Source organism: Streptomyces natalensis ATCC 27448, assembly GCF_000935125.1.
Lineage (GTDB): Bacteria > Actinomycetota > Actinomycetes > Streptomycetales > Streptomycetaceae > Streptomyces > Streptomyces natalensis.
This window is the reverse complement of record NZ_JRKI01000061.1, coordinates 502,585-526,069: the sequence shown is the minus strand read 5'-3', so window position 1 is coordinate 526,069 and position 23,485 is coordinate 502,585. Positions and strand designations below refer to the sequence as shown.

The following is a 23,485-nucleotide window of genomic DNA, read 5'->3' as shown; positions in this document are numbered from 1 at the left end:
GCCGGGCCGCCGCCCGGCGCGGGCCGGGGGAGGGACCCGGCCCGCCGCGATTGTCAGTGCCGCCGGTTACGGTTTTCGACGTGCCCCACCTCAGCGACCCCGAGCAGCTCAAGGAGCTCCTCGGCATCCCGTTCACGCCGGAGCAGACGGAGTGCATCACCGCCCCGCCCGCCCCGCAGGTCATCGTGGCCGGAGCCGGCTCCGGCAAGACGACGGTGATGGCCGCCCGCGTGGTGTGGCTGGTGGGCACGGGGCAGGTCGCCCCGGAACAGGTCCTCGGGCTGACCTTCACCAACAAGGCCGCCGGCGAGCTCGCCGAGCGCGTCCGCGCCGCCCTGCTCAAGGCCGGCGTCACCGACCCCGACCCGCTCCCGCCCGGCGCCCCCGGGGCCGACGGGCCCCCCGGCGAGCCCCGCATCGCCACCTACCACGCCTTCGCCGGGCAGCTCCTCAAGGACCACGGCCTGCGCATCGGCCTCGAACCGAGCGCCCGCCTGCTCGCCGACGCCACCCGCTTCCAGCTCGCCGCCCGCGTCCTGCGCGCCGCCCCCGGCCCCTATCCGGCGCTCACCAAATCCCTGCCGTCCCTGGTCGAAGACCTCCTCGCGCTCGACGCCGAGCTCGCCGAACACCTCGTGGACCCCGCCCGCCTGCACACCCACGACGGCGACCTCCTCGCCGCCCTCGACGGCATCCGGCTCACCAACGCCGACCTGCGCAAGGTCCCCGAAACCGCCCGCGCCCGCCGCGAACTCCTCGGCCTCGTCGGCGCCTACCGCGACGAAAAACGCCGCCGCGACCTCCTCGACTTCGGCGACCAGATCGCCGCGTCCGCCACCCTCGCCACCACCCGCCCCGAGGTCGGCACGGCCCTGCGCGAGGAGTTCCGCGTCGTCCTCCTCGACGAATACCAGGACACCTCCGTCGCCCAACGCCTGCTGCTCTCCGGCCTGTTCGGCCAGGGCGCCGGCCACGCCGTCACCGCCGTCGGCGACCCCTGCCAGGCCATCTACGGCTGGCGCGGCGCCTCCGTCGCCAACCTCGACGACTTCCCCCACCACTTCCCCTTCCGCGACGGCACCCCCGCCCGCCGCTTCGCCCTCAGCGAGAACCGCCGCAGCGGCGGCCGCCTCCTGGACCTCGCCAACACCCTCGCCGCCCCCCTGCGCGCCCGCCACCACGGCGTCGAGGCCCTGCGCCCCGCCCCCGGAGCCGCACACGACGGCATCGTCCGCTGCGCCCTGCTGCCCACCCACGCCGAGGAGCTGACCTGGCTCGCCGACTCCCTGGCCCATCTCGTCCGTACGGGCACCCCGCCCGGCGAGATCGCCGTCCTGTGCCGCACCGCGGGCGATTTCGCACGCATCCAGGGCGAGCTCGTCGCCCGTGACATCCCGGTCGAGGTCGTGGGCCTGTCCGGGCTGCTCCACCTCCCCGAGATCGCCGACCTGGTCGCCGTCTGCGAGGTCCTCCAGGACCCCACCGCCAATGCCTGCCTCGTCCGCCTGCTGACCGGCCCCCGCTGGCGCATCGGCCCCCGCGACCTCGCCCTCCTGGGCCGCCGCGCCCGCACCCTCGTCCACCACACCGGCGCCCCGGGCGACCCGGCCGACGACCCCGACCGTCGCCTCGCCCAGGCCGTCGAGGGCACCGACCCGGCCGAAACCATCTCCCTGGCCGACGCCCTCGACACCTTCCTGGAGCCCGACGGCCCCGACGACGGCCTGCCCTTCTCCACCGAGGCCCGCATCCGCTTCGCCCGCCTCGCCACCGAGCTGCGCGATCTGCGCCGCGGCCTCGGCGACCCGCTGATGGACGTCCTGCACCGCGTCCTCGCCGCCACCGGCCTGGAAGTCGAACTCTCCGCGTCCCCCCATGCCCTCGCCGCCCGCCGCCGCGAAACCCTCGGCACCTTCCTCGACATCGCGGCCGGTTTCGCCGCCAAACAGGGCGGCGAAGCCCTCGACGGCGACGCCTCGCTCCTCGCCTTCCTCGGCTTCCTGCGCACCGCCGTCCAGTACGAAAAGGGCCTCGACAGCTCCCTGCCCGGAGGAGACAACACCGTCAAGGTCCTCACCGCCCACAAGTCCAAGGGCCTGGAATGGGACGTCGTCGCCGTCCCCGGCCTGGTCACCAAGCAGTTCCCCAGCCAGCAGGCCCGCGAGTCCTGGATCACCCAGCCCAAGGTCCTCCCGCACGCCCTGCGCGGCGACGCCGCCACCCTCCCCGACGTCGGGGAATGGGACGCCCGCGGCCTGAAAACGTTCAAGGAGGCGATGAAGGACCACCAGGAGACCGAGGAACTCCGCCTGGGCTACGTCACGTTCACCCGCCCCCGCTCCCTCCTGCTGGGTTCCGGCCACTGGTGGGGCCCTCACCAGAAGCGCCCCCGCGGCCCGTCCGCCTTCCTCACCGCCCTGCGCGCGCACTGTGAGGCCGGGCACGGCGAGATCGAAGCCTGGGCCGACGCCCCCGAGAAGGACGCCGAGAACCCCGCCCTCGCCGAATCCGCCACCGAACTGGCCTGGCCGCTCCCCCTTGACCCCGAGGCCACCGCCCGCCGCCGCGCTGCCGCGGCCAGGGTCCGGGGGCATCTGGCGCGGCCCACGGACCCGGCCTCGACTCCGGCCGCCGCTGCGGAGTGGCCGCCGCCCCCGGAGGACGAGACGGCGGGGGAGCCGTATGACGAGCCCGTTGCGTACGGCCCGTACGCCGAGCCCGATCCGTATGACGAGCCCGAACCGTACGGACCGTTCGACGAACCCGATCCGTTCGACGGCGCCTATGAGGGCCCGTACGAGGACCCGTACGAAGCCCCCTTCGAGGGCCCCCGTGACGCCCCGCCGCCCCCGCCGCCCGCCTCCCGCATCATCGCCCAGCGCGCCGCCCCGCCCGCCGCCCTGGAGGAGGCCCCGCGCGGCCTCCTCCCAGAGGAGCGCCGCGCCGTGGCCTCCTGGGACCGCGATCTCGACGCCCTCGCCGACGAACTGCGCCGCGCCCGCCGGACGGTCCGTGACGTCCCGCTCCCGCCCTCCCTCAGCGCCACCCAGCTGCTCCACCTCGCCGCCGACCCCGACGGCTTCGCCCGCGAGCTGGCCCGCCCCATGCCCCGCCCGCCGCAGCCCGCGGCCCGCCGCGGCACCCGCTTCCACGCCTGGGTCGAATCCCGCTTCGAGGAGCTGACCCTGCCGCTGCTCGGCCCCGACGAACTCCCCGGCGCCGAACCGGACGAGACGGACATCGCCGATGAACGCGACCTGGAGGACCTCAAGGCGGCCTTCGCCCGCACCCCGTACGCCCACCGCACCCCCCACCGGGTCGAGGCCCCCTTCCAGCTCACCCTCGCCGGACGGGTGATCCGCGGCCGTATCGACGCCGTCTACAAGGAACGCGGCCCCCAGGGCGACCGCTTCGAGATCGTCGACTGGAAGACCACCCGCGCCCTGGCCCGCGGCCCGGGCGGCACCCTGCGCATCCCCGACGCGAACCCCCTCCAGCTGGCCGTCTACCGCCTCGCCTGGGCCGAGCGCCACGGTCTGCGCCCGTCCGCCGTGGGCGCCGCCTTCGTCCACATCCGCAGCGGCGAGATCATCCGCCCCCGCCGGCTGCCCGGCCGCGCCGGGCTCGAACGCATCCTGCTCGGTGAGACCGCCGACCGGCACCACCCGGAGGGCCGATAGGCTCGGCCATATGAGCACCACCCCGGACAACGCCGTCCGCGCCTATGTCGCAGATCACCGCGGGACGTTCCTCGACGACCTCGCCGACTGGCTGCGCATTCCCTCCGTGTCCGCCGACCCGGAGCGCGCAGGCGACGTCCGCCGCAGCGCCGAATGGCTCGCCGCCAAGCTCACCGACACCGGCTTCCCCACCGCCGAGATCTGGGAGACCGAGGGCGACGGCCTGCCCGCCGTCTTCGCCGAGTGGCCCTCCGGTGATCCCGCCGCGCCGACCGTGCTCGTCTACGGCCACCACGACGTCCAGCCCGCCGCCCGCGAGGACGGCTGGCACACCGACCCGTTCGAGCCGCAGACCGTCGACGGCAGGCTCTACGCCCGCGGCGCCGCCGACGACAAGGGCCAGGTGTTCTTCCACACCCTCGGCGTCCGCGCCCACCTGGCCGCCACCGGGCGCACCGCCCCCGCCGTCAACCTCAAGCTCCTGATCGAGGGCGAGGAGGAGTCCGGCTCCCCGAACTTCCCGGCCCTGGTCCGCACCCGCGCCGACCGCCTGGCCTGCGACGCCGTCATCGTCTCCGACACCGGCATGTGGGCCGCGGACACTCCCACCGTCTGTACCGGCATGCGCGGACTGACGGATTGTCAGGTCGATCTCTTCGGCCCCGACCAGGACATCCACTCCGGCTCCTTCGGCGGTGCGGTCCCCAACCCCGCCACCGAGGCCGCCCGGCTCGCCGCCGCCCTGCACGACGACGACCGCCGCGTGGCGATCCCCGGCTTCTACGACGGCGTCATCGAGCTGACCGACCGCGAACGTGAGCTCTTCGCCGAGCTGCCCTTCGACGAGGCCGCCTGGCTGCGCACCGCCCACTCCCACGCCGCCCTCGGCGAGGCCGGCAGCACCACCCTCGAACGCATCTGGGCCCGCCCCACCGCCGAGGTCAACGGCATCTCCGGCGGCTATCAGGGCCCCGGCGGCAAGACCATCGTCCCGGCCGCCGCGCAGCTCAAGCTCTCCTTCCGCCTCGTCGCCGGCCAGGACGCGGCCGCCGTCCAGAAGTCCGTACGCGAGTGGGTCGCCGCCCGCCTGCCGGCCGGCATCCGCCACGAGATCACCTTCTGGGGCGCCACCCGACCCTGTCTGACCCCGCTCGACCACCCCGCGCTGCGGTCCGTCGTCCGTGCCATGGAACGGGCCTTCGGCAAGACGATCCGCTTCACCCGGGAAGGCGGCTCCGGCCCCGCCGCGGACCTCCAGGACATCCTCGACGTCCCCGTCCTCTTCCTCGGCATCTCCGTCCCCTCCGACGGCTGGCACGCACCGAACGAAAAGGTCGAGCTCGACCTGCTGATGAAGGGCGTCGAAACCGCCGCCCACCTGTGGGGCGACCTGGCGGAGAACTGGCGGCCCGGCACGGCCTGACCCCACGGGCCCCGCCCGTCCCGCGCGACCGCCGCCCCGGTCCGCGCCCGTACGCAGCAATCACCCACGCCACAGGGGGAGTTGGAAACAGCAGTGACCACCTGGACCAACCACCACACCGCCGACCGGCCCATCACCTTCAGCGCGCCGAGCGGAATCGACCGCTCCGCCCACCACCGCCTCGACGAGGCATGGCTCGCGGCCGCCTGGAGCCATCCGACGACGCGCGTCTTCGTGGTGTCCGGCGGCCAGGCACTGATCGACGACACCCCCGACGGCCGCACCGAACTGATCATGACGCCGTCCTTCGAGGCGCCGCTGACCGAGGCCCACCGCTACTACCTCGGCACCGACGACGAGGGCGTCAGCTATTTCGCGCTCCAGAAGGACGCCCTCCCCGGCCGCATGGACCAGTCCGCCCGCCCCGCCGGGCTGCGCGAGGCCGGCCTGCTCCTCTCGCCCCGGGACGCCGGACTCCTCGTCCACGCCGTCGCCCTCGAAAACTGGCAGCGCCTGCACCGCTTCTGCTCCCGCTGCGGCGAACGCACCGTCATCGCGGCCGCCGGCCACATCCGCCGCTGCCCCGCCTGCGGCGCCGAGCACTACCCCCGCACCGACCCGGCCGTCATCATGCTCGTCACCGACGAGGAGGACCGCGCCCTGCTCGGCCGCCAGGTCCACTGGCCCGAAGGCCGCTTCTCCACCCTCGCCGGTTTCGTCGAGCCCGGCGAGTCCATCGAGCAGTCGGTCGCCCGTGAGGTCTTCGAGGAGGCCGGCGTCGTCGTCGGTGACGTGGAGTACATCGCCAGCCAGCCCTGGCCCTTCCCCTCCAGCCTGATGCTCGGCTTCATGGCGCGCGCCACGTCCTCCGAGATCCAGGTGGACGGCGAGGAGATCGAGGAGGCCCGCTGGTTCTCCCGCGAGGACCTGCGCGCCGCCTTCGAAGCCGGCGAGGTCCTCCCGCCCTACGGCATCTCCATCGCCGCGCGCCTCATCGAGCTCTGGTACGGCAAGCCGCTTCCCAAGCCCTGACCCCACGGCGTCGAAGGCCGGGCCCCGTCACCGGGCCCGGCCCCCGACCGCATGCGGCGACGTGAGTCGTCTCACAGCCCGATCTTCTGCTTGACCTGCGCCAGGGACGGATTGGTCAGCGTGGATCCGTCCGGGAAGCGCACGGTCGGCACCGTCTGGTTGCCCCCGTTGGCCTGCTCCACGAACGCCGCCGACTCCGGGTCCTGCTCGATGTTGATCTCGGTGTACGCGATCCCCTCGCGGTCCATCTGCCCCTTCAGCCGACGGCAGTACCCGCACCAGGTCGTGCTGTACATCGTCACAGTTCCCGCCATGCGCCCCGCGCTCCTTACGTCTCGATGTCCCGGTGTCCCGGGGTCCTGGTTTCCCAACCGTCCCGGCACCGTGTGCGCCGGGACGACCAGTGGGTGAACGCACCGGCCCCCCGGACCATTCCCGCCTCCTCCACAGCATCGCCCCGCGGTGGGACCGGCCGCGGCGCCTGTGGACAACTTTCCCGGGCGTCTCCGCGGACCTGGCAGCATGGCGGGGTGACAGCAGCAACGCACTCCCCTCTCTTCCCGCGGGTCCCCGAGTCGGCCGATGCGGTGCTCGACGGGCTCGACCCCGAGCAGCGCGAGGTCGCGACGGCCCTGCACGGCCCGGTGTGTGTGCTGGCCGGCGCCGGGACGGGGAAGACCCGCGCGATCACGCACCGGATCGCGTACGGCGTGCGGGCCGGGATCCTTCAGCCGGCCAGTGTGCTCGCCGTCACCTTCACCGCGCGGGCGGCCGGCGAGATGCGGGGCCGGCTGCGGCAGCTCGGCGCGGGAGGCGTCCAGGCCAGGACGTTCCACTCCGCGGCCCTGCGGCAGCTCCAGTTCTTCTGGCCGAAGGCGGTCGGCGGCGAGCTGCCGCGGCTGCTGGAGCGCAAGGTCCAGTTCGTCTCCGAGGCCGCCGCCCGCTGCCGTATCCGGCTCGACCGCAACGAGCTGCGGGACGTCACGGGCGAGATCGAATGGTCCAAGGTCACCCAGACCGTCCCGGCCGACTACCCGGCCGCCCTGGTCAAGGCCGGGCGCCAGCCACCGCGCGACCCGGCCGAGACCGGCCAGATCTACGCGATGTACGAGCAGCTCAAACGCGACCGGGGCGCCATCGACTTCGAGGATGTGCTGCTCCTCACGGTCGGTGTGCTCCAGGACCGCCACGACATCGCCGACCAGGTCCGGGCGCAGTACCAGCACTTCGTGGTGGACGAGTACCAGGACGTCAGCCCGCTTCAGCAGCGGCTGCTGGAGCTGTGGCTGGGGGACCGCGACAGTCTGTGCGTGGTCGGCGACGCCAGCCAGACGATCTACAGCTTCACCGGCGCCACCCCCGACCATCTGCTCACCTTCCGTACCCGCCATCCGCAGGCCACCGTCGTCCGGCTGGTGCGCGACTACCGCTCCACCCCGCAGGTCGTCCACCTCGCCAACGGGCTGCTCACCCAGGCCCGGGGCCGCGCCGCCGAGCACCGCCTGGAGCTGGTCTCGCAGCGCGAGCCCGGCCCCGAGCCCGGCTATGCGGAGTACGCCGACGAGCCGGCCGAGGCGGAGGGCACGGCCCGGCGGATCCGGGAGCTGATCGCCTCCGGGGTGCCCGCCAGTGAGATCGCGGTCCTCTTCCGTATCAACGCCCAGTCCGAGGTCTACGAGCAGGCGCTGGCCGATGCCGGGGTGCCCTACCAGCTGCGCGGGGCCGAGCGGTTCTTCGAACGGCCCGAGGTCCGCGAGGCCGGCGTCAAGCTGCGCGGGGCCGCCCGCTTCGGCGGCAACGACGCCCTGCTCGACGACGCGGTCGGCCTGCCGTCCGAGGTGCGGGCGGTGCTCAGCGACATGGGCTGGAGCAGCGAGCCGCCGGCCGGCTCCGGCGCGGTGCGCGACCGCTGGGAATCCCTGGCGGCGCTGGTGCGGCTGGCCGAGGAGTTCGCCGCGGCCCGCCCCGGCGCCACCCTCGCCGACCTGGTCGCCGAACTGGACGAACGGGCCGGCGCCCAGCACGCCCCCACGGTCGACGGCGTCACCCTCGCCTCGTTGCACGCCGCCAAGGGCCTGGAGTGGGACGCCGTGTTCCTCGTCGGGCTCACCGAGGGCATGATGCCGATCACCCATGCCAGGACCGACGAGGAGATAGAGGAGGAGCGCCGGCTGCTGTACGTGGGGGTGACGCGTGCCCGGCGCCATCTGGGGCTGTCGTGGTCGCTGGCCCGCTCGCCCGGCGGCCGCCCCTCCCGGCGCCCCAGCCGCTTCCTCAACGGGCTGCGGCCCGGGTCCGGGGCGGCCGCCGGGCGCCCCGCGGCCGGTGCGGCCACGGGCGGTGTCGAGCGCGGTGGCGCGGCGCCCGGGGCGAGCCGGCGCCGGGACCGCCGCCCGGCCCGCTGCCGGGTCTGCAACAAGACCCTGACGGACGCGGGCGAGATGAAGCTGATGCGCTGTGAGGACTGCCCCTCGGATATGAACGAGGCGCTCTACGAGCGGCTGCGGGACTGGCGCGCCGGCGAGGCCGCGCGCACCCGCCAGCCGGCCTACTGCGTTTTCACCGACAAGACGTTGATGGCGATTGCCGAGGCGGTTCCGGGAACCGAACCGGACCTCGCGCGCATCTCAGGAGTGGGACGGCGAAAGCTGGACCGCTACGGGGCGGATGTACTGGCACTCTGCGCCGGTGAGGACCCCGCGGAGGGGCCGGAGGAGGCATCCGAAGGCGCCGCGGAAAACTCGTCGGAAAAATAGTTTGCGTGTGTGGAGCACAGCCCCATAGCCTTCACAAGCAACGGAGACAACGGAATCTTCCGGAATCCGATGGATCCGTGCTGTACTTGAACACCCTGGAACGGGATTTCCCGGTCCACCGAGACGCCGAGAGGAGGCGAGCCCAGTGATCAGCTTCATCGAGACCAACAAAATGACCGATCTCTCGGTCGTCGCCACCTGCACCCTCGGCTCCTCGCTCCTGGGCACCGGTCTGTCCGGCTTCGGCCGCCTCTCCGGTTCCCCGGCCGCGCGCCCCGAGTCCCTCGCTGTGCTGACGCGCAGTGAGCGCACCGCGCGACCGACCGAGGCACCCGAGGTAGCGGCAACGGGGGCAGTGGCGAATGCCTTTGCCTGCGCGGCGGCGGCCAACGGTGCCGAATCCCGGAAGCAGTACCAGTCGCAGCATGACATGTGGGCCTACCGCGGCCTCGAACCCTGGAGAGATCCAGCCTGATCGGCAGATCAGGTCGGCACCTTCCAGGGCCGCGGAACCCACACCGGGATCCGCGGCCCTTTTGTTTGCCCCACAGGCCCGCCACCAGCGGGCCGAAACAGACGAGGAACACACACCGTGCAACTGCAGACGCACACCCCGTCCGTAGCCACCGACCTGATCCCTCCGCCCGACCCCCAGGAGAACGCCTTGCTGCCCCTCACCGAGCTCGACGACGAGATCGACCGTCTCGGCGCCGCCGTTCCGTGCCGCACCTACGACCCGGAGGTCTTCTTCGCCGAGTCCCCGGCCGACGTCGAGTACGCCAAGACGCTGTGCCAGAGCTGTCCGGTCCGTGAGGCCTGCCTCGCCGGCGCCAAGGACCGCCGTGAGCCGTGGGGCGTGTGGGGCGGAGAGCTCTTCGTCCAGGGCGTTGTCGTGCCCCGCAAGCGTCCGCGTGGCCGTCCGCGCAAGAACCCGGTCTCGGCATGACCACCACCGGCACAGGAACGATCGACCGTCCCGGTACCCGGGATCCCAAGAAGCAGGACCCCACGATGAATCCCACCCTCACCGACACCCCCGTCCCCGTGAACGCCGATGCGATCGAGTCGCGTCAGAACAGGAACCACGCCATGCAACTCATTCCAGAAGCCCTGGCGCGTGCGCATATGCATGAACGCCTGCGGGAGGCCGAGTCCGAACGCAGGGCGCACCGGCTCGCCACCGCGCGGCGTATGCAGCGGCGCGCCGAGCGTGCATCGCTGCGGGCCCGCCGCGCGCTGGCCATGGCCGTGATGCAGTAACGGTCTGATGCAGAACGGGGGTCTGCATCGCGTGCACGGGGGTCCGTCCGACAAGGGCGGGCCCCCGTGCGGCGTTGTGTCCCGGTTGATGCCGTCCACGGGGATATCGTCGGATGGTGGAACAGCAGACGCATGGACAGCACACCGAGCACCAGGCGGAGTTGAACGGCGACCACACCGTATGTGCCGGCTGTGGCGCAATCGCCCAGGGCCCGCCGCCGACCTGGACCTGCTCCGTCGAGAACGGCGAGCGCCGCTACTTCTGCGAGACCTGCGCGCGGGAGAACATCCGGGCCATCGAGGGACGCCTGGACTCCAGCTGGTGGTGAGCGCCGGTGCCGCCCGCCGGCCGGGCGGCGCTCAGGCCGGGCTTTCCTCGGCGGCCTCCTCGGTGTCCTCCTCCGCCACGAACCCGGGCAGCCATGCCTCCAGCTCGTCCCGCAGCCGCACCGTCGCTCCCAGCTGGCACAGCACCCCGATCGTGCTCAAGCTCACACGGTGGATCAGCAGATAGGACGGCGGCAGATTGAGCCGCTTGCCCAACTGGTGGGCGGGGGAGCGGGGGTCGCCGATCCTGGTCGCCTGATGGCGCATCCAGTCGCGGGTGAAGGTGAATTCCTCGGCCTGCGCCGGTTCGATGATCGGCACCAGATAGTCCAGCACCGCGTCCGGGTCCAGCTCGATGGTCTCCTTGACGAAGCCCTCCTCGCACAGCAGCCGGTAGACCGCGTCCGCCTCGCCGTCCAGCGTCATCCGCAGCGAGGTGCCGATGGTCGGCGGCAGGCCCTCGGGCAGCCGGTCGACGGTGCCGAAGTCCAGAACCCCCAGCCGCCACCGGTCGGCGGGACCGTCCGGGGCGCCCCCGGACAGCAGCCGGAAGTTGCCAGGGTGCGGGTCGGCGTGCAGCAGGCCCGTGCGGGCGGGCCCGGAGAACAGGAACCGCGCCAGCAGCTGCCCGGCCCGGTCCCGCTGCTCCTGGGTGCCGTCCGTGATCACCTCCGAGAGCGGTACGCCCTCCAGCCACTCCGTCACCAGTACCTGGTCGCTCTGGTGGACGACGGCCGGGACGACCACATCCGGGTCGTCGGCGAACTCCTCCGCATGGGCCTGCTGGGCCTCGGCCTCCAGGGCGTAGTCCAGCTCCTCCGCGACCCGGTCGCGCAGCTCGGTGATCAGCGGCTTGATGTCCATACCGGGGATCAGCGGCCCCAGCAGCCGCGCGAACCGGCTCAGCTGGGTCAGATCGGACAGCAGCGCCTGGCCCGCCCCCGGGTACTGCACCTTGACGGCCACCTCCCGGCCGTCGTGCCACACCGCCCGGTGCACCTGCCCGATGGACGCCGCCGCCGACGGTTTGTCCTCGAACTCCTCGAACAGCTCCCGCCAGTCGTCACCCAGCCGCTCGGCCAGTACGGCGTGCACGGTGCTGGTCGGCATCGGGGGCGCCGCTTCCTGGAGCTTCGTCAGCGCCGCGCGGTAGGGCCCGGCGATCTCCTCCGGCAGCGCCGATTCGAACACCGACAGGGCCTGTCCGAACTTCATCGCGCCGCCCTTGAGCTCGCCGAGCACCTTGAAGAGCTGCTCGGCGGTGCGCTGTTGCAGCTCCCGTCCGACGATCTCGGCGGATCGTCCCCCTATCCGTTTGCCCAGGCTCCAGGTGGCGCGGCCGGCGAACCCCAGCGGCAGCGCGGCCAGCTTGGCGGTGCGGGTGACCGCCTTGCGGGGAAGATCAGACATGCGCCCCTCCAACTCACACTGTCCCCTACCGGGGTTACTCCGTCATTGTGGCGTCTTGCAATCGAGTATCCGAGGTGCCGGCCGCAACCGAAGAGGCGGCGGCGCCGCAGCCGCATCCGGGATGCGGCTCGATCGCTGCCGTATGCAGCTGCCCGCACGGCAGCGCACACTCCATCCGTGCCCCGGTGCACGGCGGCAGTTCGCCGTCCAGAAACGTCAGTGCCTGTACGGCGGCGAGCCCGGCGACCGTCGCGGCCAGCGCCGTGTCACAGGCCGGCACCGCCCGCGAGGCCCGCCCCGACCGCCACTGCGCCAGCAGCCGCGGCCAGGCCGGCTCCGCCTCCGTACGCCGCAGCTCATCGCAGCGCGCGCACGCCGAACTTCCCGGCAGCACCAACGGCCCCACCACACCCGTGCCCTCGACCACCCCGGCGTAAAGATGCGGAATACCGGCCGTCATCAGCGGCTCGGACAGGACCGGGTCGGGGGCGTATGCGGCGAGGCCGTCGCGCGGGGTGAGCACCACCAGGGACAACCCCGGCTCGCCGGCCTCGCTGACCGGGACCCGCGGCCGCGGGGCGCGGGTCCAGGGGGAGGACTGCCGCACCAGCCGCCGCGCCGAGGCATCGCGCCGCTCGCCGATCCGCTCGGCGCTCAGCCCGCCCGGTGTGACGTCCCCCGGCGCGACCGTGCCGCCGTCCAGCACCTCCACCCTGCCGATGCCCGCGGCCGAGAGCTGCGCGGCCACCGCGGCGCCCACCCGGCCCGACCCCCGCACCCGCGCCCGCACACTGCGGCGCGCCCCTATCCGCCCCATTGCGCCCGTCGCTTCGGGATGCCGTACCGACAGCGACGCCAGATCCGGCCGCAGCCGCTCCAGTGCCGGACCGTCCGCCCGCACCGCCTCGGCCGCCGCGCCGCCCGCGGCGGGGGCCTCCAGCAGCCCGGCCGCGCCGAGGCGTGCGACCACGCCGCGCGCCCGCCCGAGCCGCAGATCCAGCGACCGCGCGGCCGCGTCCAGCTGCCGCATGCTGCGCGTACCGTCGATCATTTCCAGGAAGCAGCCGGTCGCCGTATCGACCGGGCCCACATCCTTCGCATGGGCCGGTGCCACGCCGAACCGCACCGTCTCCCGGTCCCGCCAGCCGCGCCGCAGCGCGGGCTTGAGCATCGGATACATGATCCGCCCCCCGTCGTCCGTCGTCCCGCCGTTCGTCGTCGGCTCCCAGCATGCGGCAGCGCCGACGGCCGTGGGAGTTGTCCACAGGCTGCCCGGTCCGGTGTCGCCGAGGTTGTCCACAGGCCCGGGTGCGGGGCGGACGCATGGTGCACGCCATGGAGTGGTTCGGTGGTGAACCGTCGGGCGGGCGGGACGTCGCGCGGCGCCAGCGGGTAACGTCGGGCGCGTGCCCGCCGATCCTTCCGCACGCGGCTCCGGAGAGACGCCCCTGCGCCGCGCCGCAGACACCCCGCGCGGGGATGCCGCGAGCCCGAAGGGCGGTGGTGCGCGGACGCGAGCGGTCGAAGTGCGCCGCAGTTCACGGCGGCGCCGGACGGTCTCGGCCTATCGCGAGGGCGACCGTACGGTGGTGCTGATCCCGGCCCGGATGTCCGAGGCGGAGGAACAGCGCTGGGTCACCGTCATGCTGGACAAGCTCGCCGCCCAGGAGAGCAAGCGGATGCTGGGTGACGGCGATCTCGCCGAGCGGGCCGGGCGGCTGGCCGGCCAGTTCCTCGGGGGCCGGGCGCACCCCGCCTCGGTGCGCTGGGTGACCAACCAGAACACCCGCTGGGGCTCGTGCACCCCGGCCGAGGGCAGCATCCGGCTGTCGCACCGTTTGCAGGGCATGCCGGAGTACGTCATCGACTACGTCCTGCTGCACGAACTCGCCCATCTCCTGGTGCCCGGCCACGGCCCGGAGTTCTGGCAGCTGCTGGAGTCGTATCCGCGGACCGAACGCGCCCGCGGTTATCTCGAAGGCGTGGTCGCGGCCGACAGATTGCCGCATTTGCCCGCTGCGCGCCGTGAATAACGGCCGTACCGGGCGGTTTTGGCCTTGCCCTGCCATCGCCGCATGTCAGCGGCAGCGGTTAGCCTGGCGCGTGACGAACTCACAGCCGGGAGCGGGGGACGGTCGTAACGTATGGCCAGGGAATTCCAGCGCGGCCACAAGGCCAGGATCAGTGATCTGACGGCGGGGACGGATCTGTACGTCGGCGTGCAGATCGCCGGCCCCGGCCTGACCTTCGACATCAGCTGCTTCGGCCTGGACGCCGACGAACGGCTCTCCGACGACCGGTACTTCGTCTTCTTCAACCAGCCCAAGTCGCCCGAGGAGTCCATCCAGCTGCTCGGCGCGCAGGCCGGCGACGCCGAGTCCTTCCGGGTCACCCTCGACAAGATCCCGCCGCACATCCAGAAGCTGTCCTTCACCGCGGCGCTCGACGGCCCCGGCCAGGTCTCCCGGATCGGCCCCGGCCACATCCGCATCGTGGCCGGCGGCGAGGAGGTCGCCCGCTACTCCTTCAACGGCAGCGAGTTCAGCACCGAACGCGCCGTCATGCTGGGCGACTTCTACCTCAAGGACGTCTGGCGGTTCGCCGCGGTCGGCCAGGGCTTCGACGGCGGCCTGGAGGCGCTGCTGAAGAACTTCGGTGGCGAGGTCCTCGAAGAGGAGCAGGAGCAGCCGCAGCCGCCCGCCCAGGCCCAGCAGGCGCCCGGTTTCGCACTCCCGGCCGGTCCGGCCGCCGCCCCCGCCCCCTCCTTCGCACCCCCGGCGGCCCCCGCTCCGGCCCCGCCCGCCCCTGCGGCTCCCGCTCCGTCCGCCCCCGCACCCGTACCGCCGCCCGCGCCCGGCTTCGGCCCGCCCCAGGGCGCGCCCCCGGCCGCCCCGCAGCCCCCGCCGCTGCCCCCACAGCCGACCGCGCCCCAGGTGCACAACGCGCCGACCATCGCCGCGCCCCTGGTCCCGCCCGGTGGTTCCGTCCCGCCGCCCCCAGGCGCGCCCGGCGTGCCCGGACAGCCCTACGGCCGGCCCGCGCCCGGTGGTTACCCGGGCCAGCCGGCCCCGCAGGCGCCCCCGTACGGCCAGCCGGCCCCGGGCCAGGCCCCGTATGGCCAGCCCGCCCCGGGCGAGCCCGCCCCCTACGGCCAGCCGGCCCCGGGCCGGCCCGCGCCCTACGGACAGCCCGGCCAGGCTCCCGCCGTCCCCCAGGGCGCGGGCCTCGGCGTCGTGCTGGACAAGTACAAGGAAGCGCCCAACGGCGGGCGCTGGACGCCGCAGAACGCCAAGCTGATCCGCGCCGACCTCGGCGTCGACGGCCGGCCGGTGCTCGCCAAACAGGGCAGCATGGTGCTCTACCAGGGCAAGGTCGACTTCGGCTACAGGGGCGCCGGATTCCGCGGCCGGATCACCGGCAACGCCACCGGCCAGGAGATGCAGCTGATGCGCTGCACCGGCCAGGGCCAGGTGTTCTTCGCCGAGAACGGCGCCCATGTCCACCCCATCGAGCTCCAGGGCGACGCCCTCTGCGTCTCCGCCGACAACGTCCTCGCCTTCGACGAATCGCTCCAGTACGAGGTCCGCCGCATCGAGGGCCACAGCATTCCCGGCGGCGCGCTGTTCACCATGCTCTTCCAGGGCACCGGCACCCTCGTCGTCAAGACCGACGGCACCCCCGTCGTGCTGCCGGTCACCCCGACCACCTTCGCCGACGCCAACGCCGTCGTGGCCTGGTCCGCCGGCTCCCAGGTGATCATCTCCAGCCAGGTGAGCGTCCGCCGGCACGCCTATCCGGGACACTCCGGCGAGGCCGTGAACCTCCAGTTCCGCGGCGCGCCCGGCAACTTCATCGTCGTCCAGCCCTACGAGGTCTGAGGGAGCCCGTCACATGACCCAGCAGCAGCTTTCGGGATACGCCCCGACCCCGCCCGCCGCCCGTATGGAGAACCACGGCAGCCGCATGGTGAAGATTGCCATGCAGACCGGCCAGGACGTCTTCGCCCGCACCGGCTCGATGGTCGCCTACGAAGGCTTCGTCCAGTACGAGCCCAACCCGCCCGCCGTGCGCCAGATGGCCTCCCAGTGGCTCACCGGCGAGGGCGCCCCGCTGATGAAGTGCTCCGGCGACGGACTGCTCTTCCTCGCCGACTACGGCGCCGACGTGGTCTGCATCAACCTCAACGACGAGGCGCTCTCCGTCAACGGCACCAACATCCTCGCCTTCGACGCGCACCTCCAGTGGGGCGTGCAGCGGGTCAAGGGGATGGCCAAGTTCGCCGGCCAGGGCCTGTTCAATGTCGGCATATCCGGCACCGGCTGGGTCGCGCTGACCTCCCGGGGCACGCCCATCGTGGTCGACTGCGGCCGTGGCGAGGACGAGACGTTCGTGGACCCGGACGCTCTCGTCGCCTGGTCCACCAACCTGAAGATGAAGGGCAGGAGCAGCTTCAAGGCGTCCTCCCTGATCGGGCGCGGCAGCGGCGAGGCCTACCAACTGGCCTTCTCCGGCCAGGGCTTCGTCGTCGTCCAGCCCAGCGAGGACAGCACCGACCGGCTCCGGGCCCGGGGCTGAGGGGGAGGACCGAAACCGCCATGCAGAGTCCGCTTTTCGCCTTCACCGAGGCACAGACCGAGGACCGCTACGCCCTGCAGAACAAGCAGATGCTGCGGGTCTCCCTCACGGGCCATGACGACCTCCTCGCCCGTAAGGGCGCGATGGTCGCCTACCAGGGACTGCTCGAATTCGAGGGCAACTACCAGACACAGGGCCAGCAGCGGGCCCGCGCCGTGTCCGGCGAGGGCCTGGACCTGATGCGGGTCTCCGGGCAGGGCACGGTCTATCTGGCCAACCTCGCCCAGCACGTCCATGTCGTCGACGTCGACCACCAGGGGCTGACCGTCGACAGCAGCTACGTCCTGGCGCTGGACTCCAACCTCCACTGGGACGTCGTCTCCATCGACAGTCAGTACGGCATCTCCGGCACCGGCAAGTACCAGCTCCACATCTCCGGGCAGGGCAAGGTCGTGCTGATGACCTCCGGGCAGCCGCTGATGCTGGAGGTCACGCCCGACAAATACGTCAACGCCGACGCGGACGCGGTGGTCGCCTGGTCCAGCTCGCTGCGGGTGCAGATGCAGGCGCAGACGCACTCCTCCGGGGTGTGGCGGCGCCGGGGCAACACCGGCGAGGGCTGGGAGCTCAGCTTCCTCGGCCAGGGCTATGCGCTGGTCCAGCCCAGCGAGCTGCTGCCGCCGCAGAACGCCGCGATCGGCTCCGGGCTCGCCGCCCAGTTCGGCATGGGCCAGCAGGGCGCCCACGGCGCCAACCAGGGCAACATCTTCACCAACTGACGCACGGCAGACGGGCATCCGCCGCCCGTCCCGGGAAGGGGCGGGCGCCGGACGCGTCAGGCCGCTGCCGTCTACAGGAGCGCGCGGGTGCGCTCCACCAGGCGCACCACCGACGCATCGGCGACGGCGGCCACCTCGTCGTACGGGAACCAGCGCACGTCCAGCGACTCGTCGCTGACCGTCGGCACCGCGCCCGCGGGCGCCACGGCGGCGTACTGGACGTCCAGATGCCGGGCGCAGGGCGTGTGATGGCGGTCCAGACGCACCGGGCCGCCGGGCAGCAGCGTCAGCCCCTGCGCGATCCCGGACTCCTCACGCGCCTCGCGCAGCGCCGCGTCCGCCAGGGTCGCGTCCTCCGGCTCGCAGTGGCCGCCCATCTGGAGCCACATCTCCAGCTTGCGGTGCAGCGTCAGCAGCACCCGCTCGCCCGCCGGATCGACCACCAGCGCGCTCGCGGTGATATGCCCGTCCTTGCAGGGCTTCCACATGCCGTCCTGATGGGCGGCGAGGTGATCGAGATACGTCAGCCGCAGCCGCTCCTGCTCCTGCGACGGCGCGGGCCACTCCTTGAGCACCCGCGCCGCGTCCTCGCGCAGCCTCACTTGTCGCCGTCCGCCTTGTCGTCGCCGGGGGCCTGGTCGTCGCCGCCCGTGGTGCCCTCGGCGGGCTTGGACAGATCCGGCTTGCCGCCGCTCGCGGCCTCGCCCAGCATCTTGTCGAGCTCGGAGAAGTCCGGCTGCTCGTGGTGGACAAAGGCGTCCGGGTCGTCCAGATCGGCCGCCGTCGGCAGCATGTCCGGGTGCGCCCACAGGCCGTCGCGGCCCTCCAGGCCCCGGGCGTCGGTCAGCAGCGCCCACAGCCGCGAGGCGTCGCGCAGACGCCGCGGGCGCAGCTGGAGACCGATCAGCGTGGAGAAGGTCTGCTCGGCCGGGCCGCCGCTCGCCCGGCGGCGCCGCAGCGTCTCGCGCAGCTTGTCGGCCGACGGCAGATGCGGTGCGGCGGCGGCGTGCACCACCGCGTCCACCCAGCCCTCGACCAGCGCCAGCGCGGTCTCCAGCCGGGCCAGCGCGGCCTTCTGCTCCGGGGTGTCCTCGGGCTGGAACATGCCCTGCTGCAAGGCGTTCTGCAGCTCCTCGGGATGCTGCGGGTCGATCTGGCCGACCACGTCCTCCAGCTTGGTCGTATCGACCTTGATGCCGCGCGCATAGCCCTCGACGGCACCGAACAGATGCGAGCGCAGCCACGGCACATGCGCGAACAGCCGCTGATGGGCGGCCTCCCGCAGCGCCAGGTACAGCCGCACCTCCTCCTCGGGGACGCCCAGGCCCTCGCCGAACCTGGCCATGTTCCCCGGCAGCAGCGCCGCCTTGCCGGACGGCCCCAGCGGCAGCCCGATGTCCGTCGACCCGACGACCTCACCGGCCAGCACGCCCAGCGCCTGCCCGATCTGGGTGCCGAACATCGCGCCGCCCATGGAGCGCATCATCCCCAGCAGCGGGCCCGCCATGGCCTGCATCTCGCCGGGCAGCACATCGCCCATGGCCGCCCCGACGCGCTCGGCGAGCGGGTTGACCAGGTCCTTCCACACCGGCAGGGTCTCCTCGACCCATTCCGCGCGGCTCCAGGCCACCACCGACCCCGACCCCGACGGCAGCGACGTCACCCCGTCCAGCCACAGGTCCGCCAGTCGTACGGCCTCCTCGACGGCGGACCGCTCGCCAGTCGACAGGCTCGCGTCCTTGCTGCCGTCCTCGGCGCCCTGCGCGACGGTCTGCCGCGCGATGTCCTTGGCCATCTCCCAGTTCACCGGGCCGCCCTCGTAGGAGAGCATCTGCCCGAGCTTCTGGAAGGCGGCGCCCAGGTCGCCAGGGTTCATCTCGCCGCCGGGGCCGCCCATGCCGCCGAAGAGCGCCGCGAACGGATTGTCCGCGCCGCCGCTCCCGCCGCCGAACCCGAGCGGGTTTGCGGGGCCCTGGCTACCTCCCTGGCCGCCCTTCTGCTTGCCGTTGTCGCCGTCCTCCGGCTCCTCCGGCGGAAGGCCGAATCCGAATGGGGTGTCACTCACGGGTTTCCTCGGCTCGTAGGGCCACCGGCACGTGCCGACGGCGGTTGCCCGACATTCCTCTCCAGCGTAGGGCCTGGCCGGTGGATCAAGGCGGGCCTTGATCATCGGCCGGACCCCGGACACCGCACCCGCTTACGGGCTCGGTGCTTCGCCGGAGCGGTGCCTGCGGCAGGATGGACGGCACCTGGTACGTACGCGTCATCCGCGTACGTACTGAATTCAACCGCTGGAGACGCCCGGTGAGTTCCCCAGATCCGACCGTTCGCGCAGCGCGAAACGCTGCGGCCCAGGCCGAGCCGGCAGGAGGCGGCGCGGGCGGCGCCCGCGACCGGCCGCTGCGCCGCCCCGTCGTGGCCGTCACCGGAGCCGCCTCCGGGGTCGGCGCGCTGCTCACCCGTGCCCTGGTGGCATCCGACGAGATCAAACAGGTCGTGGCCATCGACGAGCGGCGCGGCGACATCGCCGAGGCCCACTGGCACGTCCTGGACGTCCGCGACCCGGCCATCGCCGACAAACTGCGCGGTGCCGACGTCGTCGTCCACCTGGCCATCGATCTCGACCTGGAGACCGACGACGCCGCCCGCACCGCCTACAACGTGCGCGGCACCCAGACCGTCCTGACCGCCGCCGCGGCGGCGGGTGTGCACCGGGTGGTGCTGTGCACCTCCGCCATGGTCTACGGGGCGCTGCCCGACAACGATGTTCCGCTGGCCGAGGACGCCGAACTGCGGGCCACCGCGGACGCGACCGGCGTGGGCGACCTCCTGGAGATCGAGGACCTCGCCCGCCGCGCGCCCCGCGCACACCCGGGCCTGAACGTCACGGTGGTGCGCCCCACGGTCCTGGTGGGCGGCACCGACACCGCCCTGACCCGCTATTTCGAGTCGCCCCGCCTCCTGGTGGTGGCCGGATCCCGCCCCGCCTGGCAGTTCTGCCATGTCGACGACCTGGTCGGCGCCCTGGAGTACGCCGCCCTGGAGAAGGTCGACGGCGAGCTGGCGGTGGGCTGCGACGGCTGGCTGGAACAGGAGGAGGTCGAGGAGCTGTCCGGGATCCGGCGGATGGAGCTGCCGTCCTCGGTGGCCCTGGGCGCCGCCGCCCGGCTGCACCGCATCGGGCTGACGCCGTCGCCCGCCGGGGACCTCGCGTACACCATGCACCCCTGGGTGGTCAGCGGCAGCCGGCTGCACGAGGCGGGCTGGCGGCCGAAGTGGACCAACGAGGAGGTGCTGGCCGAGCTCCTGGAGGAGGTCGCCGGCCGGCACACCGTCGCGGGCCGCCGCCTGGGCCGCAAGGACGCCACCGCCGCCGGCGCGGCCGGCGCCACCGTCGCCCTGCTGGGTACCGCCGCCCTGGTCCGCCGCGCCCGCAAGGCCCGCCGCCGCATCTGACCTGCGGCGGGCCCGGGCAGGCCGCGCGGCCCGTGCGAACCGTGTGATCCGTCCGGCCGGGCCGGGCCCGCGGGCTGTACGAGCCTCCATACCGCGGCCCGGACCACCGGTGGAATCGGCCATTTCCCGGTGCGGCTCCGGTACGGCACGATGGGACCATGCCAGCCGACGTCTCCCGCCCCCGCCCCGACCGCTCCGACCACCCCGGAGAGCAGGCCGCCGCGGACCCGATCCGCCTCCTCGCGATCCGGGAGTCCGCGCTGTCCGTGGACGAGGTCTTCGCGGCCGTCGGGGACGCCGCGGCCGGCGGCACCGCGCTGTTCGTCGGCACGGTCCGTTCGCACGACGGCGGTGCGGATGTCGAGGGGCTCGGCTACTCTGCGCACCCCTCGGCCGAGGCCGAGATGCGGCGCATCGCCGAGAAGGTGGCCGCCGACTACCCCGTACGGGCGCTGGCGGCGATACACCGAGTGGGTGATCTGGCGATCGGAGATCTCGCGGTCGTCGTCGCCGTCTCCTGCCCGCACCGGGCCGAGGCGTTCGAGGCGTGTCGCAGGCTGATCGACGACCTCAAACACCAGGTTCCCATCTGGAAGCACCAATCGTTCACCGATGGTGCAGAGGAGTGGGTAGGGGTTTAAAGGGGGCCGCACAAGCGCCGCGGCACCGTTTGCCCGGTTGCGTAACCCGCCCCCTGGCGTAAGCGTTGACCTATCGGATGGTTAATCTGCTAATCGTCGATTGCGGTCGTACAAGGGGTTGGGAGGTCACTGTGGGTGCGCTCCTGTGGTTGCTGGTTCCGGTTCTTGCCGCGCTCGTGGCCACGGTGTGGAGCACCTGGACCCAGCGCAGCCGCAAGTCGGGGGACGGCGCGGAGCTCGCGGGCTATGCCCGGTTCCGCGAGGCGATGGAGCGGGAGCGTTCCGCTTCCGATGCCGCCTCGGACGTCGCCTGACCCTCACCGGCATACGCAGCAGCAACGGCCGGATCCCCTCGTCCCCCAACGGCTGGCCCCGCGGGCCGGTTGTCATACCCGTCCCGTACTGTCGTTCCATGCCACGCCGCCTCGCGACGCTTCTCGCCTCGACCCTGATGCTGATCGCGCTGCTGATCGCCGGGGTGCTGATCCCCGTGCCGTACTCCGAGATGTCCCCGGGGCCGACGGTCAACACCCTCGGTGACCACGCCGGTGCGCCGGTGCTGCAGATCTCCGGGCGTAAGACGTACCAGCCGACCGGTCATCTCAACATGACCACGGTCCGGGTCACCGGCCCCGACTACAGGATGAACGCCTTCGAGGCGTTCATCGGCTGGCTGGGCCATGACAGCACGGTGGTGCCGCACAAGACGCTCTACCCGGAGGGGCAGACGGCCGAGCAGGCCGATCAGGAGAACGCCGAGGAGTTCAGCCAGTCCCAGGAGAGCGCCAAGGTCGCGGCGTTGGGGCAGCTGCACATCCCGGTCGCGAGCCAGACGGTGGTGGCCTCCGTCATGAAGGACAAGCCGGCCGACGGAAAGCTGCACGCGGGCGATGTGATCAAGGCGGTCGACGGCAAGCCGGTGCGGACGTACGGCGACGTCGCCAAGCTCGTCACCCGGCACAAGCCCGGCGAGAAGACGGTCTTCACGGTCATCCCCGCCAAGGTGGCCGCCGCCGCGGAGAAGCAGGGCAAGAGGCCCGCGGGGGATCAGAAGCAGGTCGCCCTCACCACGACGAAGGCGGACAACGGACGGGCCGTCGTGGGCATCCAGGCCGGGGTGGACCACATATTCCCGTTCCCCATCGACATCAAGCTGGCCGACGTCGGCGGGCCCAGCGCGGGGCTGATGTTCGCCCTCGGCATCGTCGACAAGCTCACCCCCGGGAACATGACCGGCGGCAGGTTCGTGGCCGGTACGGGCACGATCGACGACAAGGGGAAGGTCGGGCCCATCGGTGGCATCTCGATGAAGACGGTCGGTGCGCGGGCCAAGGGCGCCCAGTTCTTCCTGACGCCGAAGGAGAACTGCGCGGCCGCCGCCAAGGACACCCCCGAGGGCCTGACCCTGGTCAAGGTCGGCACGATAGGCGACGCCGTCAAGGCACTCGACAAGATCAGCACGGGGCACACCGCCGGCCTGCCGAGCTGTAGCCCGGCAGGCCGTTCGTAGGGCGTGCCCCGGGGGCTGCCGCAGGCCCCCGCAGGTCCTATGCCTCGAAGGTGGCGGCCAGTGCCTCCGCGAGGCCCGGTACGAGTGCGGAGCCGGTGAGGACCTCGGAGGTGGAGTCCTTCTCGCGCAGCCGCAGCGCCGATTCCCGCTTGCCGTCGCGCAGCACGGCCACCGTCATCCGCACCTCCTGGCGGTCGGGGTGCTCGGCGACCCAGCCGGCCAGCTGCTTCTCGTCCATGCCCTCGGGCACGGAGTCCTCGGCGGACGGCGGCAGCATCAGGCGCTCGACGGTCAGCGCGCAGCCGGTGACGGCGTCGGGCCAGGCGATGGTGGCGAGGAACTCGTCCAGCGGGGCGCCGGCCGGGATCTCGTCCTGCTCGACGGGGGTCAGCGAGGCGGTGGTGGAGTCGTCGATGCCCAGCTGCGCGGCGAGCGAGGGCTCCTGCGCGCGCAGCTTGGCGGTGTCGACGAGGGCGAACAGTCGGGCGGGCTGGTCCCAGCCGAGCCCGGCGGCGTACTCGTCGATCTCGAGTACCGCGCGGGTCAGTGGGTCGCCGGCGAGGGGGGTGCCGTCAACGGGGAGGTTGCTCATGCTTCACATCGTGCCTTGTCCGTCGCCGAAATCGGGAACTGGGT

At 72.7% G+C, this 23,485-nt stretch carries 22 protein-coding genes; 16 read left to right on the top strand and 6 right to left on the bottom strand.

The window, feature by feature from the left end; all coding sequences use genetic code 11:
• Positions 1–80 precede the first annotated feature (80 nt).
• The 3 genes from SNA_RS33055 (at position 81) to nudC (ending at position 6,135) form a co-directional block, all read left to right on the top strand.
• The gene (locus SNA_RS33055; RefSeq protein ID WP_241779930.1) at positions 81–3,680 is read left to right on the top strand and encodes an ATP-dependent DNA helicase; all 3,600 of its coding nucleotides are present in this window, start codon (positions 81–83) and stop codon (positions 3,678–3,680) included.
• A 10-nt stretch (positions 3,681–3,690) separates the two neighbouring features.
• Positions 3,691–5,103: a dipeptidase gene (locus SNA_RS33050; RefSeq protein WP_044368041.1), complete on the top strand. Its 1,413-nt coding sequence runs from the start codon at positions 3,691–3,693 to the stop codon at positions 5,101–5,103.
• A gap of 93 nt (positions 5,104–5,196) precedes the next feature.
• Positions 5,197–6,135, top strand: coding sequence for an NAD(+) diphosphatase (gene nudC, locus SNA_RS33045; protein ID WP_030071968.1), 939 nt, complete (start codon positions 5,197–5,199; stop codon positions 6,133–6,135).
• A gap of 71 nt (positions 6,136–6,206) precedes the next feature.
• Here the strand turns inward: nudC and SNA_RS33040 are convergent, their stop codons facing one another.
• Positions 6,207–6,449 (bottom strand): mycoredoxin, encoded by a 243-nt coding sequence (locus tag SNA_RS33040; protein WP_030071969.1) that lies wholly within the window; start codon positions 6,447–6,449, stop codon positions 6,207–6,209.
• Between the two features lie 216 nt (positions 6,450–6,665).
• Here SNA_RS33040 and SNA_RS33035 point away from each other — a divergent pair, with 216 nt between their 5' ends.
• From SNA_RS33035 to SNA_RS33015, 5 genes are all read left to right on the top strand, one after another.
• Positions 6,666–8,891, top strand: a complete 2,226-nt coding sequence (locus SNA_RS33035) for an ATP-dependent DNA helicase UvrD2 (protein WP_044368039.1) — start codon at positions 6,666–6,668, stop codon at positions 8,889–8,891.
• 145 nt (positions 8,892–9,036) lie between these two features.
• Entirely contained in the window at positions 9,037–9,366 is a 330-nt protein-coding gene (locus SNA_RS33030; protein ID WP_030071975.1) for a hypothetical protein, read from the top strand.
• Positions 9,367–9,483: 117 nt separating this feature from the next.
• Positions 9,484–9,837 (top strand): WhiB family transcriptional regulator, encoded by a 354-nt coding sequence (locus SNA_RS33025; RefSeq protein WP_030071977.1) that lies wholly within the window; start codon positions 9,484–9,486, stop codon positions 9,835–9,837.
• The gene (locus tag SNA_RS33020) at positions 9,834–10,151 is read left to right on the top strand and encodes a hypothetical protein (RefSeq protein WP_030071980.1); all 318 of its coding nucleotides are present in this window, start codon (positions 9,834–9,836) and stop codon (positions 10,149–10,151) included. Before SNA_RS33025 ends, SNA_RS33020 begins: the two co-directional genes overlap by 4 nt.
• A 113-nt stretch (positions 10,152–10,264) precedes the next feature.
• On the top strand, positions 10,265–10,480 hold the full coding sequence (locus tag SNA_RS33015) for a hypothetical protein (protein WP_037793827.1): 216 nt from the start codon (positions 10,265–10,267) through the stop codon (positions 10,478–10,480).
• A 31-nt stretch (positions 10,481–10,511) separates the two neighbouring features.
• Here SNA_RS33015 and SNA_RS33010 read toward each other — a convergent pair whose 3' ends face one another.
• Positions 10,512–11,888 carry an ABC1 kinase family protein gene (locus SNA_RS33010; protein WP_030071982.1) on the bottom strand — a complete coding sequence of 459 codons (1,377 nt, stop codon included), beginning with the start codon at positions 11,886–11,888 and terminating at the stop codon, positions 10,512–10,514.
• Positions 11,889–11,922: 34 nt separating this feature from the next.
• The gene (locus SNA_RS33005; RefSeq protein WP_052809027.1) at positions 11,923–13,059 is read right to left on the bottom strand and encodes a ThiF family adenylyltransferase; all 1,137 of its coding nucleotides are present in this window, start codon (positions 13,057–13,059) and stop codon (positions 11,923–11,925) included.
• Positions 13,060–13,294: 235 nt separating this feature from the next.
• Here SNA_RS33005 and SNA_RS33000 point away from each other — a divergent pair, with 235 nt between their 5' ends.
• The 4 genes from SNA_RS33000 (at position 13,295) to SNA_RS32985 (ending at position 17,242) form a co-directional block, all read left to right on the top strand.
• On the top strand, positions 13,295–13,921 hold the full coding sequence (locus SNA_RS33000) for a M48 metallopeptidase family protein (RefSeq protein ID WP_104532120.1): 627 nt from the start codon (positions 13,295–13,297) through the stop codon (positions 13,919–13,921).
• A 111-nt stretch (positions 13,922–14,032) separates the two neighbouring features.
• Positions 14,033–15,766, top strand: a complete 1,734-nt coding sequence (locus SNA_RS32995; protein WP_044368037.1) for a TerD family protein — start codon at positions 14,033–14,035, stop codon at positions 15,764–15,766.
• Between the two features lie 13 nt (positions 15,767–15,779).
• Positions 15,780–16,463, top strand: a complete 684-nt coding sequence (locus tag SNA_RS32990; RefSeq protein WP_030067763.1) for an AIM24 family protein — start codon at positions 15,780–15,782, stop codon at positions 16,461–16,463.
• Between the two features lie 20 nt (positions 16,464–16,483).
• Positions 16,484–17,242: an AIM24 family protein gene (locus SNA_RS32985; RefSeq protein ID WP_030067764.1), complete on the top strand. Its 759-nt coding sequence runs from the start codon at positions 16,484–16,486 to the stop codon at positions 17,240–17,242.
• Between the two features lie 71 nt (positions 17,243–17,313).
• On the opposite strand, the gene SNA_RS32980 is transcribed toward SNA_RS32985, so the two are convergent.
• A complete protein-coding gene (locus SNA_RS32980; RefSeq protein ID WP_044368034.1) occupies positions 17,314–17,844 on the bottom strand; it encodes an NUDIX hydrolase in 531 nt (176 codons plus the stop codon).
• Positions 17,841–19,307 carry a zinc-dependent metalloprotease gene (locus SNA_RS32975; RefSeq protein ID WP_044368032.1) on the bottom strand — a complete coding sequence of 489 codons (1,467 nt, stop codon included), beginning with the start codon at positions 19,305–19,307 and terminating at the stop codon, positions 17,841–17,843. The genes SNA_RS32980 and SNA_RS32975 overlap by 4 nt, the downstream gene beginning before the upstream one ends.
• A gap of 239 nt (positions 19,308–19,546) precedes the next feature.
• On the opposite strand from SNA_RS32975, the gene SNA_RS32970 reads away from it, so the two are divergent.
• From SNA_RS32970 to SNA_RS32955, 4 genes are all read left to right on the top strand, one after another.
• The gene (locus SNA_RS32970; RefSeq protein WP_044368355.1) at positions 19,547–20,698 is read left to right on the top strand and encodes an SDR family oxidoreductase; all 1,152 of its coding nucleotides are present in this window, start codon (positions 19,547–19,549) and stop codon (positions 20,696–20,698) included.
• A gap of 158 nt (positions 20,699–20,856) precedes the next feature.
• Positions 20,857–21,339 carry a molybdenum cofactor biosynthesis protein MoaE gene (locus SNA_RS32965; protein WP_030067769.1) on the top strand — a complete coding sequence of 161 codons (483 nt, stop codon included), beginning with the start codon at positions 20,857–20,859 and terminating at the stop codon, positions 21,337–21,339.
• A gap of 131 nt (positions 21,340–21,470) precedes the next feature.
• Positions 21,471–21,653 carry a hypothetical protein gene (locus SNA_RS32960; protein ID WP_030067770.1) on the top strand — a complete coding sequence of 61 codons (183 nt, stop codon included), beginning with the start codon at positions 21,471–21,473 and terminating at the stop codon, positions 21,651–21,653.
• Between the two features lie 98 nt (positions 21,654–21,751).
• Positions 21,752–22,849 carry a YlbL family protein gene (locus SNA_RS32955; RefSeq protein WP_030067771.1) on the top strand — a complete coding sequence of 366 codons (1,098 nt, stop codon included), beginning with the start codon at positions 21,752–21,754 and terminating at the stop codon, positions 22,847–22,849.
• A 37-nt stretch (positions 22,850–22,886) separates the two neighbouring features.
• Here the strand turns inward: SNA_RS32955 and SNA_RS32950 are convergent, their stop codons facing one another.
• The gene (locus SNA_RS32950; protein WP_030067772.1) at positions 22,887–23,441 is read right to left on the bottom strand and encodes a PPA1309 family protein; all 555 of its coding nucleotides are present in this window, start codon (positions 23,439–23,441) and stop codon (positions 22,887–22,889) included.
• Positions 23,442–23,485: the final 44 nt, after the last annotated feature.